Consider the following 18411-nt stretch of genomic DNA (forward strand, 5'->3'; position numbering starts at 1 on the left):
AGATAAATTTTATATTGTACCCTTATTCCCGGGCTTAATCTCCGGAAACAGTTTTGCACCTTACCTATATCTAAACTTTTATCATGACTAAAGTAGCCCCTTCCACAAACAGCAAAACCGGGCAGGAGAATGCTTCTGGTGGGTACATGCGCTCGATCATCATCATCGGTGCGCTGTTCTTTATCTTCGGCTTCGTTACCTGGCTGAACTCCCTGCTGATTCCCTACCTGGAGATTGCCTGTGAACTTACCAAGTTCCAGTCTTTCTTCGTGACTTTTGCTTTCTACATCGCTTACCTGGTCATGGCGCCGCTGTCTACCAGAGTGCTGACGAAGTTTGGTTTTAAGAATGGTATGTCGGTGGCTTTGGTCGTGATGGCGGTTGGGGCGGCCCTGTTTATACCTGCCGCCATGACCCGCATCTACCTGATGTTCCTGGCCGGCCTGTTCATCATTGGCTGCGGTCTGGCGATCCTGCAGACGGCTTCCAACCCTTACATTACGATTCTTGGTCCGGCCGAAAGTGCTGCCAAGCGCATTAGCATCATGGGTATTTGTAACAAAATGGCTGGTGCAGCTGCTCCGATTATCCTGGGCTTTTTCCTGAACCTGGAAGATGCAGATAAGCTGAAGTCAGAGGTGCTAGGTATGACGGACGCCGCTCGTGAGGCTGCTTTGAATGAAATGGCGCTACAGGTGATCCCGCCTTACATAGGTATTGTGGTGGTGCTGCTGATACTCGGGTACTGGATCTACCGCTCCAGCCTCCCCGAAATAGACACCGATGCGGAAGATGAAACAGTAGCAGCTGCCAACACCGGCAAGAAGAGCGTGTTTGCTTTTCCGCACCTGTTGTTGGGCGTATTCTCACTCTTCCTGTATGTGGGTGTGGAGGTAATTGCCGTTGACTCGATTATCAGCTACGGCGTCTCTTATGACATTGCGCTTACCACGGCACAGTACTTTGCCAGTGCGACCATGGTTGCGATGGTAGTCGGTTACATCATCGGTATCATTGCCATTCCAAAGTATATCAAGCAGGAGAATGCCCTGAAGTTCTGCGCCATCCTGGGTGTGGTGTTCTCGCTGGGAGCTATCTTCACGTCAGGTTACGTTTCTGTTGGTTTCATTGCCCTGCTTGGTCTGGCAAACTCCCTTATGTGGCCAGCTATCTGGCCGCTGGCGCTGGCTGACCTGGGCCGCTTTACCAAAGCCGCCTCTTCGCTGCTGGTAATGGGTATAGCCGGTGGAGCTATTCTGCCGCTGGTATACGGTGCCCTTGCCGATATCATCAACTCACAGCAGGCTTACTGGATCATGGTGCCTTGCTACCTGTTCATCCTGTACTATGCAATAGCCGGACATAAGATCAGAACAAGATAACTTTCAGAACCTCATAAACAGCGACAGGAGCCCCGAAAGAGGCTCCTGTCGCTGTTTATAAGGGATAGGCAATCTGCTGCGATGCTTAATATCTGCAGGTATAGCCGAGATATCGTTTTACTATATAGTATTTGGCAAGATTGTTGATTCTGCAGCTACAGTTGTTGTTGCAGTAGTTGCATCTGCAGCCTGCGCCTTGTTATCGTCACAGGAGCTGAATAAGGCGAGGATGAGTAGGGTCAGCAGCAGCACCCCATATAGTCTGTTCAGCATGGCTTCTCAAGTTTACAGTACCAGGAGTTTGGCACTTGGAGTAGTACGCAGGTGGCTGCAGCTTAGTTGAGGCGAAACACCCAAAGCTGCAGAAATTAATTTTATAGGACGGAAGCTATGGATAGTTTAGTTTTTAAAACAATTGCACTAAATACAGACACAGGCATGACAAGGTATTCAGGTGAATACATACATTTGTACCTGCCGAATAGATTTTATCTCTCACAATTATAAAATAAACTTAATATGCAGCGCCTTAAACTCTTACTACTGGTTGTACTGTCTGTTGCCACGATGGCATCCTGTACTACCTCCCGCAAGAAAAACAGCAACACCGGACAAGTAGTTATCATCAAAGACAGCAAAGCCGGACATAGAGGCTATAAAAAAGGCTGGACCAAGAATACAAATAACCCGCATCACCCACGCACCACCAACCCAGGTCATACCAAGCACAAGCAGGGGAAGGGAGGCAACACCGTGATCATCGTCAATAACAACAATACCACTGTGAAGCAGGCTGCTCCAAAAGGAAAGCCGGGTAATGGCAATCACCACAATGGCGGAAAAGGAAAAGGTGGTCAGGGCAAAGGAAATCAGGGTAAAGGAAAAGGCGGTAAGAAATAAGCCGCTGTACCCTTGCATCCTGCTACTGTCAGGTATAGGCAGGTCCGGTTTCGGGCCTGCTTTTTTTATTCTTAAGAGTTTGTAGTCAGGGCTTGGTCGTGAGAATAGTCTGATTTGTATATAGAAAACGGAAATAGGTATAAATATCCTGTGTTATGAAATTAAAATCACTATGTTTATAATATTCCTGCATTCTATTGCATGGGATGAATACGTGCGGCCTTTTCCAGGCAATGAATAACAACCTTAATTTAAAAATCTTTTAGATGAACAAGAAGTTTTACACCCTGGCTCTGACCGCCATCCTGTTGGGTACGTCAGTAGAGCAGGTTGCGCTGGCTCAGAAGCCGGTGACGACAGCAGTAGCAGAACTGGATCAGCCTATTCCGCTCAACCCGAATGTGCGTACCGGCAAGTTAGCTAATGGTCTGACTTACTACATTCAGAAAAACGGCACGCCTGAGAAGCGCGCCGAGCTGAGACTGGCTGTAAATGCTGGTTCTATTCTGGAAGATGACAGTCAGCAGGGCCTTGCCCACTTCACGGAGCACATGGCCTTTAACGGCACCAAAAACTTTAAGAAGAACGAGCTCATTAACTACCTGCAGTCAGTAGGGGTGAAGTTTGGTGCGCATCTAAACGCCTACACCGGTTTCGACGAGACAGTGTACATCCTGCCTATACCTACCGATAAGCCAGAGATCATCGACAAGAGCTTGCTGATCTTGGAGGACTGGGCATTTAACGTCACCTTCGAAGGGGAGGAGATTGACAAAGAGCGTGGCGTGATCGTGGAAGAGAAACGCTCGCGACAGGAGGCCGGTATGCGTATGGCTTACCAGTACTTCCCGGTGCTATTCAAAGACTCCAAGTATGCGCAGCGTTTGCCAATCGGTACAGACGAGGTGCTCAAAACCTTTAAGCACGAAGAGATCCGTCGCTTCTACAAAGACTGGTACCGTCCGGACCTGATGGCCGTGGTAGTAGTAGGCGACATCGACGTGGATGCGATGGAGCAGAAGATCAAAGCGAGCTTCGGCAAGTATAAGGCTTCTGCCAATACAAAAGAGCGTAAGAGCTTTGAGATTCCCAGTCACAAAGAAACACTTGTTGCGATTGTACGCGACAAGGAAGCGACCATGCCTGGCTTGCAACTGCATTATAAGAAAGACGCCCAAAAGCTGAAGACACTGGGGGATATGCGTAACAAGCTGGCCCGCGACATGTACAACGGCATGCTGAACCAACGCCTGAGCGAACTGCAGCAGCAGGCCGATGCGCCGTTCCTGTTTGCCAGCACGTCTTATACCTCATTGCAGGGCCTGAGCGCAAAAGATGCTTATTCATCTTACTTAACCACAAACGAAACGGGCGTGGTGCGTGGTCTGCGAACAGTGGCTGAGGAAAATGAACGCGTTAAACGTCATGGCTTTACGGACTCTGAACTGATCCGTTACAAAACCCAGATGCTTGCTTCTTATGAACGGGCCTATAACGAGCGCAGCAAAACCAATTCGGGGGTATACGTGAACCAGTACGTGGCCAACTTCCTCGACAACATGCCAGCCACAGGTATAGAGTTCCAATACGAGTTCATCAAGAAACATCTGGAAGGCATCACGTTGGCAGAAGTAAACCAGCTGGCCGCTCAGTGGATCACAGAGGATAACCGGGTGGTTGTGATCACCGCACCTGATAAGGAAACTGTTAAGTTGCCAACGGAGGCGGAGGTATTGGCCATTCTGAAAGAAGCCTCTACCGCTGACCTGCAGCCTTACGAAGATAAAATGACAGCAACCGCCCTGATGGAAGAAACACCAAAGGCCGGTACGATCGCCAGGGAAAGTAAAATCGAGAAGCTGGGTGTAACAGAACTAACACTCTCCAACGGAGTACGTGTTGTGCTGAAGCCAACCGATTTCAAAGACAATGAGATCCTGATGTCGGCTTACAGCCACGGTGGTCACTCGCTTTACAGTGATGCCGATTACCACACTGCGACGTTTACTTCCGAGATCGTGTCACGCAGCGGCTTAAAGGATATGTCGGCCGTGGATCTGCGCAAGGTAATGGCTGGTAAGAGTGCCAATGTCAGTGCTTTCATCTCTGAGTTGCGCGAAGGACTCTCAGGTATGGCGACGCCTAAGGACCTGGAGACTATGCTGCAGCTGACGCATCTGAAATTTACGGCACCTCGCAAGAGCGAGCAGGACTTCCAGGCCTTCCTGACGCAGTACAATGGCATCTTGCCTAACCTGATGGCCAGTCCGCAAAACTATTTCTCTGACCAGGTAGCCCGCATCATGACGCAGGACCACTTGCGGGGTGGCAGTATACCTACAGTAGAGCATCTGCAGAAAGTAAACCTGGACCGGGCTTATGAAATTTACCAAGACCGTTTTGGCGATGCCAGCGACTTTACCTTTGTGTTTGTGGGTAATTTTGATGTAGAGCAGGTGAAGCCGATGCTACAGACTTACCTGGGCAGTTTGCCTTCAACTAACCGCAAAGAGAATTTCAAAGATGTAGGCAAGCGTGCACCAAAAGGAGTAGTCACCAAGGACCTGGTAAAAGGCACTGATCAGAAGAGCAATGTGATGATCAGCTTCCGCGACCAGACCAAGTATAGCAAAGAGAAAAGCTACCACCTGGCTGCGCTGTCTGAGGTAATGAAGATCAGGCTGACGGAGAAGCTCCGTGAGGAAATAGGCGGCGTATATGGAACCAGCGTGTCTGCCAGCACAAGCCGGGTACCTTACCAGAACTACGCCTTCAACATCAGCTTTACCTGTGCCCCCGAAAATGTTGACAAACTGGTAGCTGCCACTTTCGAAGAGATTCAGAAGCTGCAGAAGAGCGGTGCGATCGAGGCTGACCTGGCCAAAGTAAAAGAGGCGGACAGACGCAGCATCGAAACCAGCATGCGTGAAAACCGTGCCTGGCTGAGCTCACTCGAAAGCGCCTACTATTACGGCGAGCAGCCTACTGCCATCAACGATAAGTTGGAGCTGGTGGAGAAACTCAACTCCAAAGATATCAGCAAGGCCGCTAAGAGCTATTTGAAAATGAATAATTACATTAAAGTAGTGATGAATCCGGAACCTGCACAGTAGGCAAGAGTCCATAAATAAAATTAAGGTGCTGCATGTGGCATGGTTTTGACCTGCTCCATGCAGCACCTCTTTTTTTTGTATAAATAAGCGATTAAACAGAACAATCTTGGATTGTATAAGTATATATAGTATCTTAAATACTTGATACTCACCAAACACCCAGAATTGCATGGCATTCCTAAGATTCACCCTATTCATCATGCTGGTAAGTACTCTGGCATTTTTTACTTCATGCTCCCCTCTCCACCGCAGCGACAAGGCAATTGTGGTCGATGACTACGGCAGCATGCGTTACATCAAAGGCAAACAGGACAGAGTGCACAAAAAGTGGAAGGCAAAATCATCTTATAAGCCTAGAAACAACAAAGTAGCGACACGCAGAAATGCTGACTGGTAGACTTTGCCTGAGGAGTTATCAGAAGATGCTGCTGATACATTTATATACAGCTTGCGTATAGGCAGCTATGGAAACGGCAAACACGCACTATACACGCACACCCCGCACCGAAAACCTGAAATGGGTTGACCGGATCACCCACCTGATGGACAACCAGTTCCGCTTGCCGGGCACTAACTGGCGATTTGGGCTGGATCCAATTCTCGGGCTTTTTCCTGTGGTGGGTGACCTAGCTTCGTTTAGTGTGTCGGCTATGCTGATCCTCACCATGGCCCGCTATGGCGCCAGTGGCAAGATGGTCACCCTGATGCTGCTCAACGTGGCATTGGATGCTCTCTTTGGCAGTATACCTATCCTTGGGAATATCTTTGACTTTGCCTTCAAAGCAAATGAACGTAATGTGCGCATGCTCCGGGCGCACTACGAAGAAGGCAAATACCAGGGCAGCGGCAAAAACATCATTCTAGGGGTTGTCATCGGTATTGTCGTGATCTTCATTCTGCTGATATGGGCTATCTGGGAGCTACTGGCTTTTGTGTACCAACTGGTGCAGGGCTGGTTCTAAAAAAGCTTACATTCTGCCCAATGCCTTTGCCACAGCCACTGCCTTGTGTGCGCTGGCTTCTTTGTCTTTTATCTCCAGCATGATATCCATGTTGATGCCCTCAGTCTCCACCAGGAAGTCGTGGAAAGCCTGCTCGCCGATGCTCTGCACATGCTTGCCTTTGCGCTCTCCCGGCGATTGGGCGCTGTAGTCTACCATCAGTACACCGTCACGTTCGGGTTGCCAGGTCTGGGCAGCCAGCATTACTGCCTCCCGCATCGGTTCACCGTTGTTCACACACTCGTGGTGCAAGTTGTCGAAAATGATAGGCATACCCGTAAGCTCGTGCAGCACCAGGCAGTCGGTGAGGCTATAGGTGCGGTCGTCGTTCTCTACGCAGAGGCGGGCCTTTACCGTCTCAGGCAGCATGGTGTGGTATACCTCCGCAAAGCGATTGAGCGCAGTCTCCTTGTCACCATAGGCACCGCCACCATGTATCTGTAACTTAGCGGTAGTGTCAAGTCCCATCAGGTCGAGGATGCTGCCCTGGTATACCAGTTCGGCTATGCTGTTTTGCACTGTTTGAGGGGTAGGGGAGTTAAGCACCACAAACTGGTCAGGGTGCATGGATATACGGAGGTTGTGACGCTTAACATAATCGCCTAGCCGGCGTAGGGTCAGTTTAAAGTGTTCCTGCCAGTTGTAGGTATTGACAGGGTGCGATGCAAAAGGCACCAGATCGGACGTGAGCCTGAAAAAGTACAGTCCATGCTCCACATTGAATTCCAGTATGCGGCGCAGACAGCTCAGGTTTTGCTCCACTGTCTGAATTAAACGTTCTTCAGAGTAAGAGGCTAACCGAAATGTGCGGGAAGAGGAACAGTCCAGGGTCTCGTTAATGCAAGGATATCCGATTTTCATAAGGTATAGAGGTATGGCTATACCTTAACCTACGCACAAGCAAATGGTTTTGGTGAAATCTAATTTCAGGAAGGGATACTTTACCGGTCTATTTCGTAGCCAGTGTTGTCCTTAAAGAAGCGGTTGTAGTTCTCTTTTTCCTCCCTGCGTCGCTTTAGCTCCTGAATCATCAGCAATTGCTGCAGCTTCTGATTTTGCTTACCTTCTTTAGAAAACATATCATACAGTAGCGAAATTGGGCTGAGTGGGGTAGGGGCGACAGGAGGTGGCGGAGGACCGGGCTCTAGCTCAGGGCGATAGCCTTTGCGTTTTACATACTCAGGCTCTTCCGTTTTCATGTTGCGCAGCGCCCGTTGTATCATTTCCTCGGATGGCCGGCTGGTGATCTCCACTTCGCCGAGCATTACACTGTCAGGCTGCAACACAATATTGACGCGAAGCTCTGAAACGGGCAGGTTACGGGGCAGGTATAGCAGGGGCTTAAAGCCAACGGCACGGATCAACAGCGTATCGCTCTGGTCGATATCAATAAGGAACTTGCCTTCTGCGTCAGAAATAACGCCATAGTTCGTGCCATAGCGGATGACTCCTGCGCCAGGTATAGGGGTGGTTTTGTCAGGTTCGAGCACGGTACCGCTCACGCGTATGTTGCGCTGCGCCAATGCCGGGAGTGCACTCACAAGCAACAGGGCAGAAAGAAGCAGTAGTCGTAGCAGGTATAAGGGCATGTTACAGCAGCGGCCACTTTAGCGGTGGCAAGGGATTAATGTCAATACGCCGGAAAAGGCTAAAAAGTATGCCGCCGCCAAAATATATAACTGCGGTGTGGCATGGTGCTAAATTACAAAATTTAACGGAAAGCGGGCACTAAAAGCGAAAGCCCATAGCTACGGGCGCTATGGGCTTTCAATACTATTTATACGGCCAGATACCCTATTGGTTGTTATCTGTGCCATTGCCAGCATTTGAGTTACTTCTAGGCAAGTTGTTATTGCTGCCTGAGTTATCAGTCTGGTTAGTGCCATCATTGCTCATGCCCCAGTAGTTTGCACGTTTTTCCTGGTACTGACTGTACTGCTCCTTTGATAGGATTGATTGTAACTCACGGTCTGTCTCCTGCATAATCTGTTCACGCTGTGTGTCCAAATCAGAAGTGCCCGTGGTATTGTTCTGTGTGTTCGTGTTCATATTGGTTCTGGTGTCGGTCATGGTGCCTCCATCCATGTCATAACGATCCTTCTCAGTAGTTGCCATATTGTCCACTTCATCTGCTACCTGACCACCCATCCGATTGGTTTCGTTGTAATTATACTCCAACTCGCTCAGGCGACGCTCACGTTCATACAGTACCTGCTGTACTTGATTTTGGGTCGCCGTGTCGAGTCGCATATCCGTAGCCATCTGGCCGGCTATACGCTCTGAGTTGCTGCGCCACATGGCGTCGGAGCCGCTCATGTCTGTCGTAGTGCCCATGGCTGTCTCATTGCCTCTGATATGGCTTTGGTTTACGTTTTCGTCCTGGTTTGCGTCCGCTGTTTCATAGGTTCTGCCTCTGTCTTCACTACAAGACGCAAACATCATGGCACTCACTACAGCTATCGAATAAAATATCTTTTTCATCTTCTTATACTCTAAATTAAACTTTAAAAAGCCTGTTGTATTTGCTATGAAATAGTATAAAACAAATACGGCTTGCTCTAGTGTTTTACGGCGGACGGTTCGATAGGTTTATATGGCGCTTTGTAATAGCTGCTTATGGCTGTCGTCAAAATTTGTTTGAAGATGTTTTTTGATGCAGTTGAAGCCTGTTTAAAAAAGTTGTTATAGATGATATGCCATGATGGGTAATTCAATTAAGGGAAAGATGGAAATATGATAAAACATATATTTGGGTATGGCTTACATGGAGCTGTATCTACTGATATAAAAAAAGAGCCGACAGTTAAGCCGGCTCTTTCTATGTGATAAGGGTAATTAACTACTGCTTAGGCCCTTCTCAGTTCAAAAACTGTAATCTCGGGCAGGAAACCCACACGGCCCGGGTAGCCGATAAAACCAAGTCCGGTATTCACATACAGGTGCTGTCTGCCACGCTTGTACAGACCGGCCCACTGCTCATATACATACTGCACCGGACTCCATTTTAATCCAGGTATGTTCACCCCGAACTGCATACCGTGTGTATGGCCCGATAGAGTCAGGTCGATGTCATCGTATTTCTGGTTGATCTCACCATCCAGTGCGAAGGGTCGTGTGAAAGCAGTACCTTGAATGGACTGTCCTCTGCACCCATGTAGGCCTTGCTTAGGTCGCCGTATTTCGGGAAGCCCGCCCGGTTACCCCAGTTCTCTACACCCAGAATGGATATATACTCGCCGTCTTTTTCGATGCGGCGGTTCTCGTTCAGCAGCACGTCCCAGCCCATGCGGCGCTGGGTGTCTACTAGTGTTTGCAGGTTCTGCGTCTTCGCCTCACGGCTCTCCCAGCTCACGTAGTCCCCGTAATCGTGGTTACCCAGCACTGAGAAAACGCCCTGTTTCGCCCGGATTTCCTTCAGCGTGTCTACATGCGGCATCAGCTCAGTGGCCACATTGTTCACCAGGTCGCCCGTGAAGAACACCAGGTCAGCCTCTTGTTTGTTGATAAGGCGCACAGCCTCTTTCAGCGGTTCCGTAGAGGTAAAGCTGCCTGTGTGCATATCTGAGATCTGCAGCATTTTGAAGCCCTCAAAAGCAGCCGGCAGGTTAGGGAAGCGGAGTGTGATGCGCTTTACACGGTAATCATAAGCGCCTTTCACCATGCCGTAAATGAAAGCTGAAAAGGGCACCGCTGCCACGAGCAGGCCCATTTGGTTGAGGAACTTGCTGCGGGAAGGGTCAAAGGTCGTTTCTCCGCTGTTCACGTTGTTGAACACCAATTTACCCAGGCGCAGCGCATCGTCCACAAAGAGGAAGAGCACAACCACCAGCTTAGAGGCAAAGATGATAAAAAGCGTGCTGGCCAGATATGTTTTGAAAGCATCCGGTGGCGTGCCACGAGTAAATGAAGCCAGTGCAAAGGTGCCCGCAGTAATGGCGAATATAGCCCAATGCAGGATGTAGATGATACGCTGGGTGCTAGCGGACAGGTTTTGGCTGACTGTTTTAATAGCCTGAAAGACATAAAAGTCCACCAGGAACAGGATGAAGATGACTATTCCTATCGAAAAGAATCGTTGCATGTTGTATGATAATGACTGCTAAGGAACAGACCCCGGCAGCCTTTGTTTAAAATTGGATATTATGATAAAAAAGTAAGCAAACTGCCCACATACTCTGAACTATTTTCAGGTGAAACAGATTCACTTAACAATCTTTTATCTAACAAAATCTGTACCGCAGTGAAAGAAGAAGCTACGTCTGCACTTTTGGCATACGATACCGCCAGTCTCAACATCAAAACCTGGGCCGAAGAAGACCGTCCGCGCGAAAAGCTGCTGCTAAAAGGCAAGTCCGCCTTAAGTGATGCCGAGCTGATTGCCATCCTGATCGGATCTGGTACCCCAAAGCTGACTGCTGTGGACGTGGCCAAGCTCATACTGGCGGCCGTGGGCAACGATCTGAACGAACTGGCCAAACTGACAGTGAAGGACCTTACGAAGATTAAAGGTATAGGCGAAGCGAAGGCTATCTCGATCGTGAGTGCGCTGGAACTGGGTCGCCGACGCAAAGAAACCGCTTCTGCCGCTAAAACCCGCATCACCTGCTCCACCGACATCTACAACTACATCAAACCCCAGCTGCTTGACCTGCCGCACGAAGAGTTCTGGGTGATTTTGTTAAACCGCGCCAACGTGGTCATGAAAAAAGAGAGCATCAGCAGCGGGGGAGTAGCGGGTACCGTGGCCGACCCGAAAATGATTTTCAAGAAAGCCATCGAGCAGCTGGCGAGCTCTATAATCCTGGTGCACAACCACCCGAGCGGCAATACTAAGCCAAGCGGCGCCGACATCGCCCTGACCAAGAAAATGAAAGAAGCTGGCCAGTTTCTCGATCTGCCGATCCTGGATCACATCATCTTTACCGACAACGACTACTACAGCTTCGCCGATGAGGGAATGCTATGAGTCAGAAGTTTTAAGAAGTTTGAAAATTAAGAACGGACAATAATGTGATTTCGAACGCTAGTGAGAAATCTGGATATAAAGCGTCGTTACTTTAGGTTTCTCACTAGCGTTCGAAGTGACAGGGTTGATTAATCTTCTTCCAAGATTTCCTTCACTCTTCCAACTTCCCCTGTCTCGAGTCTGACCTTGATGCCATGTGGATGGTTGGGAGACTTGGTGAGGATGGCCTCTACGTAACCCTCAGTTAAGTCGCCGGTGCGCTGGTCTTCTTTGAGCACGATGTTCACGTGGGAGCCTATTTTGATGTTGCTGCGTTTGGTGCCGTCCATGATGTTTATTTCTTGGTCTGCGGTTTTGAGGTGATATACAGAAACTCTTCGTCGTCGTTCAGGCTCCAGCGTACAGGGGCTGTGATGTTCTGCTTTTTCACTTCTACTTTTTCGATCTGCTCCAGGTTGGCAAGTATCAGGCTAGTGTCTTTAACTAACTGATTGTTAATGATCACGCGCAGGTGTTGCTGGGTAGAAGGTATACGGTAGTGGGTGTAGATATCCTGTATGGTAACCCACTTCGCTTTAGGGTCAGTTTTCAGAAGAACAGCTCCATCTTTGGCTTTGTCGCCGAACTTTTCTATAGCCTTTTCATCCTTCAGTACTTCGGCGCTTTCAATGTGCCTGGCTGTAATAAGCACCAGACTAGCTTGCGCTACCTGCTTGCCATCAACTTCAATGTAAGGTTGTGGTTGCTGCACGATTCCTTGCTTTTGCTGCTTTTTGGGATGTATGAGTTCTTGCTGCGCAAATGCCTGCAGACTGCAAGTAGCGAAGAGGAAAGAGAAGATAAGTTTTTTCATAAAAAGGTGTTTAAATAAGTGTGGTGGTCAGTACAGGACACCAAATGGAACAAGCTTCAAGCGTCATATTTCGCTCAGGATGAGACTTGCTTTCTGACGAGCCAGGCTTCCTTCGCGATCTTGTATACGTAGTTTAATTTGGGCAACTCTCCGAAATACGCCACCTGTTGTTCCGAAACCTTTTCGGCACCCAGTCGGCCTATCGCTATCTGAGAACGAATGTTGTTAGCGCCGATATGAAAGTATACTTCTGTCACATGTTGGAACAGGTAGTCCAATAGGAGTGCTTTTACGGCATGGTTGACTCCTTTGCCCCAATAGGCGGTGGCATAGAAGGTATAGCCGATCAGTATGCTATTGTTTTGTGCATTGTAATCGTACATGCGAGTGCTGCCAGCGATACTGCCGGTTGCTTTATCCACGATCTTAAAGGCGCCTTACTCTTCATGGCCCCATCAAAAAAAATCCGGAAAACATCTTTCTTCCAGCGGTCATTGTTGGGATGCTGCTCCCAGATCTTAGGATCAGACGCTACTGCATACAATGCTTCAAAATCACTTTCCTGCAAAGGATAAAGTATGGCTTTGTCGTTTTCTAATGTGGGTTGTGTGCTAAATGACATTGTAGATGATAGTATGGTCAAATTGCGGCTAATGAATAATTCGATTCTAAATATGCGCTCGTTTGTGCAATTGTCAGTGAAGGAAAACCATGTTTCATTGTCTAAAGGTATTTTGAAGCGCTGAGTTGAATGTGGCAATCATATTTTCTGATATGCGGATTAGCTAGCGTATCTACCGTTTATGCTTTCGGATATTCAGCCATGTATTGATTACAGCCAAAGCCAAGCCGGCTCCTATAAAGGCCCAGCCAATATACCTGCTCTCAAAAAAATGTCCGACATTAATTACGAGGCCCGCAACGGCCAGTGCTACTGCAAAGATGCCCACCAGGTTAAAAGATTTCATTGTTTTGCAGGTATAGGTATAAGCAAAATACAGAGCTTGCTTGCAGAAATATACATAGAATTACCTATATAATTTTCCCATTTGAAGATTCCTTTCCAAACCTTAAGCCTCTTAAGCTCCCAACTCTCAATCCAAAGAGTTTAAAAAAGCTCTCTCAGCCACTGTATCCACCTTGGTCGGGTATAGGCTACGGCACCCATGTCGGGTGCCGCAGCGTCATGAATGGGATGGCCAAGGATGTCCTGTTCGGCTGGAATGAATGGTGCTGGCGGGGCAACAGCTATACCTTGCCCAATAAGCGGTGATTTTTTCTGGAGGCTATACCTGTCGCGGAGGGTTTGCAGGTTGAGCGGGTAGCCCAAGGTGCCTGCTGTACCCGGTGCTGTAAGCTTGGGGTCAGCTGCCATACCTGTTGGCTGGTTCTGATCAGTTTCCTGACCGGTGGCGGTACGGAAGTCCTGCAAAGAGGTATACCTGTTATCACCCCATACAAAGGTATAGCGGTCGTCTTCGCTGTACCAGGCGTTGTTATGAAAATGCACGTCGAGCGCTGCCGTGTCGTCGGCAACTAGCAGCGGGCCCCGTTGCGCGTGTAGAAAATGTTGTTGTAAAACCGCACGTTGTGGTGCTGGCCGCTTTTGAAAGAAACGCCTCCTCCCGTTGGCGTAACGGCTTTGTCGGCAAACACGGTATTGTTGTACACCAGCAAGTCGCGGTTGCCTCCGTTATTTTTCTGGTCTGCCACCCAAAGTGTAATGCCTTTGTAGTCGTTTTTGCGGCCGTCGTTTTCAGAGATGTTATACCTGATGATGTTGTTGTGCATCGGCCGCGCCCACTCAAACTGGGCGATCAGGAAACCTGCCCCGTCGTTGTCGTGGGAGTAGTTGTACTGCATAATAGAGTTGGTGATGCCCCCGTCCAGGTCGAAACCACCGCCGTCGCAGCCACTGCCTGCGCTGATGTTGTAAGCTTCGTTGTACTGGATGGTCACCTTGTTGGCATCCCAGGCCCAGATACCAACCGGGCCTCCGCAGTTTGTGTTGCCCATACCGGAGCTGTGCACTACACTATATTCTACCGTGCCGCCGTCCACATCCGAGAGCACAATGCCGCTGCCACTGTGCTTGTCGCTCAGGGGCAGGCCGTATACCTGGTACACATGGCAATGGCCTATGTACACGTTGCGATGCGCGTAGCCTTTTTTGTTTTGGTCGAATTGACCCCAGGTGTTGATGCCCTCCGAACCAATGTGGTGAACCACGGCGCTGGTGATACGCACCTCTTCAAAACCGCTGTTGCCGCTCCATGATCCAATCGTAATACCTGATTTGCGGAAACCCGTCACTTCCACCTGGTCTATTACGATGTGCTTCAGTTTTATGTCGCCGGGCAAATCGTTGTAAAACAGAATACCGTTGTTGCTGTTACTGTCAGGGCCGCTGCCTTTGAAGTTGAGTTGGCGGATTTCTATACCTGCCACATTATGCGCGTAGATGCCATAACTCGTATCGGCATCGATGGTAGCGCGACCATCACCAAAAGAACTGATGACTAACGGAGCGCCTTTGCCCTGAAAGTTATCCGGATGAAAATAAAGCCCGCCCGCAAAGGTATGGCCAGCCTCGAGCAAGAGTGTGTCGCCTGCGCTATACCTGTGGCTGTTGGCTTTGGCGATACTTCGCCAGGCAGCAGTAGGGGAAGTACCGGGGTTGGCATCATTGCCTTTGGAAGTGATGTAGTAGGTGTGCGCCAAGGTATAGGGGGCTGTGCAGAGGTATAGGCTGATATAAAAAAGAAACGCAAGGGCCTGTTTCATTGTCAAGAGTTTTCATGTGCAGGTATAGTCGGGTCACAGCTTTACCCGCCTGTGTTTAATTGGCAGTATCGCTGGTAGGCATTTCCAGCTCCGATACGTGCAATAAACGCAGCATGGATGTTTTCTTGTGCTGGTGCTCCTGCATGCGCTTGAGAATATCGTCCAGGAGTTCGATGGCCCGCAGCACATAAGGTCCTTTGTTGAGCATCACGCAGTCAGCCCGCTGCGACATGGCCGCATCGGTAATCTCGGCGCGTGACGGGCGGCCCTTTTTAGAGAGCGACTCCAGTACCTGCGTAGCCCATACCACGGGTATGTGTGCTGCCTCACTGAGCCACAGAATCTCTTCCTGTACCTCAGCCAGCCGCTCCCAGCCGCACTCCACAGCCAGGTCGCCACGGGCTATCATCACACCGGCAGGATGGTTTTTCATGACGGTGAGCAGTAACCGGGGCAAGTTGCGGAAACCCTCTTTGGTTTCTATTTTGAGCATGATGCCCAGTTGCGGAGCCTGCAGCTCTTTCAGCTCCCGGTGCAGCGCCTCAATCATCTCAGGCTGATTCACGAACGACAAACTCACGGCATCAGCATGCTTTGCCACAAAAGCCAGGTTTTTGCGGTCTTGTTGCGTCAGGCCCTCCAGGTTCAGCTTGGTTTCTGGCAGGTTAATGCCCTTGTCGTACAGCAGGCGGCTACCCGATTCCTTGGCTTCCGTAATCTTCACCAGCAGGTTATCTTCATTGACTTCCATGATCGTGCCCGCAATTTTGCCATCATCAAACAAAATCGGCTGTCCTGCTTTTACGCGGCTGAATACCTCCGGCAAGGTGCAGGCTATGTGTGCGGGCTTCACGATGTGGCCTTCGGCATCGTAGAGGGCGGGTTCGCCGGGCGTTTGCTCCTTAGTGAGCACCAGCAGATCGTCTTTGCGCAGGTAGATAGGTGCTTCGCTGGCAGGCAGCTGGCCTACCTTGGCGGAGCGCTCCAGGGCACTTTCCTTTTTGATGGTAAGCTCGGTGCCTGTGCCAATGTAGGAGGTCTTGAACAAGTGCGCGATCACACCTTTCTCTTTGCGCTGCATGACGGTAAGTGTGCGCTTTCGACACGGGTGTCCCTGAATCTCAGCTTATCGCCCTGTTGCAACTGCGCAACCCAGGCTTCGTCGAGTGGCAGGCTGGCATCTACAGGTACTTCGCTTACTTCGCCGGGCGGTGCAAGCCATACCTTGGCAGGGGACACGAGTTGGCCCAGCTCGTTTTGTATGGGGCGTATTGGTAACAGGGCAGGACCAGGCTTGAGCGGACCCGTACGCAGTTTCGGCCCCATCAGGTCCATCAGTATTTTGCAGTTTCGTCCCGTTTCTTTCTCAGCCTTTCTGACGGATTGCACCATGGCTTCCCACACCTGCTCGTTGTCGTGGGCACAGTTGATGCGGGCGCAGTCCATACCGGCCAGCAGCATGCGTTTCAACAATTCATGGTCATGTGCCAGGTCAGTCGAGAAGGTGACCATGATGCGGGTGCCGTGTTTTTTAGGAGAGGGCCCGAGCAAATCGTTGGTGTGCTTCTCAAGTAACTCGCCGCTTTCATCAAATGAAACAGGAACAGGCTTTTTGATAACCTCGCAACTTTGCAACTGACAGAGCATGTCGCGCACGGCCTGCAGGCTTGCCAGCACATGCCCCTCTGCGCGACCAGTGATGACAGGCCCATGCGGGATAGGCTCTCCTGCAAATGCCGAATGTCGTGCTGCCGCAGCGACAGGTAGTGCAGCAGGTTGCGGGCACTTTTACGGAAAGACGGATGCACGCTTTTGATGGCGCTGGCAAATTTCTTTTCCAGTTCAAGGGCGTCGTGGTGCAGCTGGTCGAGCTGTGTGATCATCTCCTGAAGGTGTTTCTCGTCTGTTTGCATCATGGTAGAGGTATAGCATATTATCAAACTGAAGAGAGGCGGGTAGGGTTTTTTAAAAGCTGTTGATTATGGCCCGTTGCAAAGATGGCGCACTCCAATACCCGCTGGCGATAATGCGGCGGATGCTGTGCAGCGGGTCCTGCGGATCACGCTTTCCGGCAAGTTGAAAAGCTCCGGCCATGCCCCGTTGTTTGAGTTCAGGTATGGCCTCTGGGTTCCAGAGCCCAAAAGGGTAAGCGAAGTACTCTGTTGGTTTGCCCGTGATTTCGGTTAGCTGCCGCGAGGGCTTCTCCACCTGCGTTACCCAGTCCTGGCCCTGGTATTTCTTCACATTCTGGTGGTCCCAGGTATGTGAGCCAATCACGTGGCCGCGGTCCGAAAGCTCCTTTACCTGCGCCTTGCTCATGTAGTTGGGTTTGCCCAGCGACACGGTCATGATAAAGAACACGCCTTTGAAACCGTACTTCTCGAGCTCAGGTGCGGCCACGGTGTACTGTCCCAGGCTGGTGTCGTCGAAGGTGAGCATCACGGGCTTTTCGGGAAGCGGAGCACCTGTGGTCAGGTAAGCCATCAGTTGATCGGGTAGCACGGTTTGGTAGCCGCTGTCGGCCAGTATTTTGATGTGCTCTTTAAAACGCTCTTCAGGTATAATATAGTCCTTGGCCTGCTTGGAATCCTTCTCCCGCCAGTCACGCACCTGGTGGTAACACAGTATCGGGACCTGCTTGCGGGCAATGATGGTTTCGGCATCGGCTATGGAGCTTGTCACAACAGCAGCAGGTTGAACCGATTGTTCAGGTATAGCTGCCTGTAAAGTCAGAGTGTCAGGAGCGGGTATAGCATTACTCTCCGCATCAGAATCAACAGATATAGCGGCTTCAACTGGCGACTGAGACTCGGCAGTTTTATCTCCCTGCATGCAGGATGACAGACTGACCAGAAAAGTGATTAAAAAAGTGATGATTGGTAAGCGGAGGCGGGAGTAAGGGTGGTTCATGGTAAGATTTGTAAACGGTATAATGTTAGCGATTTTCTGTGTTGATTCCACGTCGTTCGTTCTGATAATTTACAGTGAAGCACGATAGAGAAGCATATCTGCAAGCAGGAAGACTTAGTGTACAGTTGAATTGCGCAGTGCTTTTCAAAACCTAATATCCAGAAAGGTTTATAAAGTGAAAATTACTTATCTTGATGGAGCTATCATGTTCCAGACTTCTACATACTATACCTTAAAATCAATGCCAGCTATACCCTTTAACCGTGAAGCCATGCTGCGGCAGCTTGCTGAGGTGCCTGAGTGGGATGTGCTCGTGATCGGCGGCGGTTCCACAGGTTTGGGTACCGCCCTGGATGCTGCTTCGCGTGGGTATAAGACGCTGTTGCTGGAGCAGTCCGACTTTGCCAGGGCACTTCGAGCCGCAGCACCAAGCTGGTGCATGGTGGGGTGCGTTACCTGGCGCAGGCAATATCAGGTTGGTGTTCGAAGCCCTTCGGGAGCG

The 18411-nt window shown here is 49.9% G+C and carries 20 protein-coding genes and 1 pseudogene; 7 read left to right on the forward strand and 14 right to left on the reverse strand.

Annotated features, from left to right (window positions below; all coding sequences use genetic code 11):
• Positions 1-83: 83 nt before the first annotated feature.
• The 5 genes from O71_RS05065 to O71_RS05085 all read left to right on the forward strand — a co-directional run bounded on the left by O71_RS05065 (position 84) and on the right by O71_RS05085 (position 6357).
• Positions 84-1382, forward strand: coding sequence for a sugar MFS transporter (locus tag O71_RS05065; protein ID WP_007653936.1), 1299 nt, complete (start codon positions 84-86; stop codon positions 1380-1382).
• 519 nt (positions 1383-1901) lie between these two features.
• Positions 1902-2282 (forward strand): hypothetical protein, encoded by a 381-nt coding sequence (locus tag O71_RS05070; RefSeq protein ID WP_007653938.1) that lies wholly within the window; start codon positions 1902-1904, stop codon positions 2280-2282.
• A gap of 266 nt (positions 2283-2548) precedes the next feature.
• Positions 2549-5395 (forward strand): pitrilysin family protein, encoded by a 2847-nt coding sequence (locus O71_RS05075; RefSeq protein ID WP_007653940.1) that lies wholly within the window; start codon positions 2549-2551, stop codon positions 5393-5395.
• Between the two features lie 169 nt (positions 5396-5564).
• Entirely contained in the window at positions 5565-5792 is a 228-nt protein-coding gene (locus O71_RS05080) for a hypothetical protein (RefSeq protein ID WP_007653942.1), read from the forward strand.
• A 67-nt stretch (positions 5793-5859) separates the two neighbouring features.
• Positions 5860-6357, forward strand: a complete 498-nt coding sequence (locus O71_RS05085; protein ID WP_007653943.1) for a DUF4112 domain-containing protein — start codon at positions 5860-5862, stop codon at positions 6355-6357.
• Positions 6358-6363: 6 nt separating this feature from the next.
• Here the strand turns inward: O71_RS05085 and uvsE are convergent, their stop codons facing one another.
• The 5 genes from uvsE to O71_RS05110 form a co-directional block, all read right to left on the reverse strand.
• A complete protein-coding gene (gene uvsE / locus O71_RS05090; protein ID WP_007653944.1) occupies positions 6364-7257 on the reverse strand; it encodes a UV DNA damage repair endonuclease UvsE in 894 nt (297 codons plus the stop codon).
• A gap of 80 nt (positions 7258-7337) precedes the next feature.
• The gene (locus tag O71_RS05095) at positions 7338-7985 is read right to left on the reverse strand and encodes a carboxypeptidase-like regulatory domain-containing protein (protein WP_007653945.1); all 648 of its coding nucleotides are present in this window, start codon (positions 7983-7985) and stop codon (positions 7338-7340) included.
• A gap of 205 nt (positions 7986-8190) precedes the next feature.
• The gene (locus O71_RS05100; protein ID WP_007653946.1) at positions 8191-8877 is read right to left on the reverse strand and encodes a hypothetical protein; all 687 of its coding nucleotides are present in this window, start codon (positions 8875-8877) and stop codon (positions 8191-8193) included.
• A 365-nt stretch (positions 8878-9242) separates the two neighbouring features.
• Positions 9243-9431: a hypothetical protein gene (locus O71_RS25200; RefSeq protein WP_007653947.1), complete on the reverse strand. Its 189-nt coding sequence runs from the start codon at positions 9429-9431 to the stop codon at positions 9243-9245.
• Between the two features lie 23 nt (positions 9432-9454).
• Complete coding sequence (locus O71_RS05110; protein ID WP_007653949.1) at positions 9455-10477, reverse strand: metallophosphoesterase; 1023 nt, start codon at positions 10475-10477, stop codon at positions 9455-9457.
• Between the two features lie 186 nt (positions 10478-10663).
• Here O71_RS05110 and radC point away from each other — a divergent pair, with 186 nt between their 5' ends.
• Complete coding sequence (radC, locus tag O71_RS05115) at positions 10664-11362, forward strand: DNA repair protein RadC (RefSeq protein WP_040573688.1); 699 nt, start codon at positions 10664-10666, stop codon at positions 11360-11362.
• A 128-nt stretch (positions 11363-11490) separates the two neighbouring features.
• Here the strand turns inward: radC and O71_RS05120 are convergent, their stop codons facing one another.
• From O71_RS05120 to O71_RS05150, 9 genes are all read right to left on the reverse strand, one after another.
• Complete coding sequence (locus O71_RS05120) at positions 11491-11691, reverse strand: YwbE family protein (protein ID WP_007653953.1); 201 nt, start codon at positions 11689-11691, stop codon at positions 11491-11493.
• 5 nt (positions 11692-11696) lie between these two features.
• Complete coding sequence (locus O71_RS05125) at positions 11697-12215, reverse strand: hypothetical protein (RefSeq protein WP_007653956.1); 519 nt, start codon at positions 12213-12215, stop codon at positions 11697-11699.
• A gap of 74 nt (positions 12216-12289) precedes the next feature.
• Positions 12290-12637, reverse strand: a complete 348-nt coding sequence (locus O71_RS25205; protein WP_007653958.1) for a GNAT family N-acetyltransferase — start codon at positions 12635-12637, stop codon at positions 12290-12292.
• A 372-nt stretch (positions 12638-13009) separates the two neighbouring features.
• Complete coding sequence (locus O71_RS23700) at positions 13010-13183, reverse strand: hypothetical protein (protein WP_155800540.1); 174 nt, start codon at positions 13181-13183, stop codon at positions 13010-13012.
• Positions 13184-13323: 140 nt separating this feature from the next.
• Positions 13324-13725 (reverse strand): hypothetical protein, encoded by a 402-nt coding sequence (locus O71_RS05135; protein WP_040573682.1) that lies wholly within the window; start codon positions 13723-13725, stop codon positions 13324-13326.
• A 26-nt stretch (positions 13726-13751) separates the two neighbouring features.
• Positions 13752-14999 (reverse strand): hypothetical protein, encoded by a 1248-nt coding sequence (locus O71_RS05140; protein WP_051017706.1) that lies wholly within the window; start codon positions 14997-14999, stop codon positions 13752-13754.
• Between the two features lie 55 nt (positions 15000-15054).
• On the reverse strand, positions 15055-16080 hold the full coding sequence (locus O71_RS23110) for a pyruvate kinase (protein ID WP_007653968.1): 1026 nt from the start codon (positions 16078-16080) through the stop codon (positions 15055-15057).
• A complete protein-coding gene (locus O71_RS23115) occupies positions 16056-16676 on the reverse strand; it encodes a pyruvate kinase (protein WP_007653969.1) in 621 nt (206 codons plus the stop codon). The genes O71_RS23110 and O71_RS23115 overlap by 25 nt, the downstream gene beginning before the upstream one ends.
• 288 nt (positions 16677-16964) lie before the next feature.
• Entirely contained in the window at positions 16965-17909 is a 945-nt protein-coding gene (locus tag O71_RS05150) for a polysaccharide deacetylase family protein (RefSeq protein WP_007653973.1), read from the reverse strand.
• Between the two features lie 271 nt (positions 17910-18180).
• Here O71_RS05150 and O71_RS05155 point away from each other — a divergent pair.
• A pseudogene (locus tag O71_RS05155) lies at positions 18181-18411 on the forward strand (FAD-dependent oxidoreductase); the annotation flags it as partial.

This window comes from Pontibacter sp. BAB1700, assembly GCF_000277005.1.
In the GTDB taxonomy this organism is placed as follows: Bacteria; Bacteroidota; Bacteroidia; order Cytophagales; family Hymenobacteraceae; genus Pontibacter; species Pontibacter lucknowensis.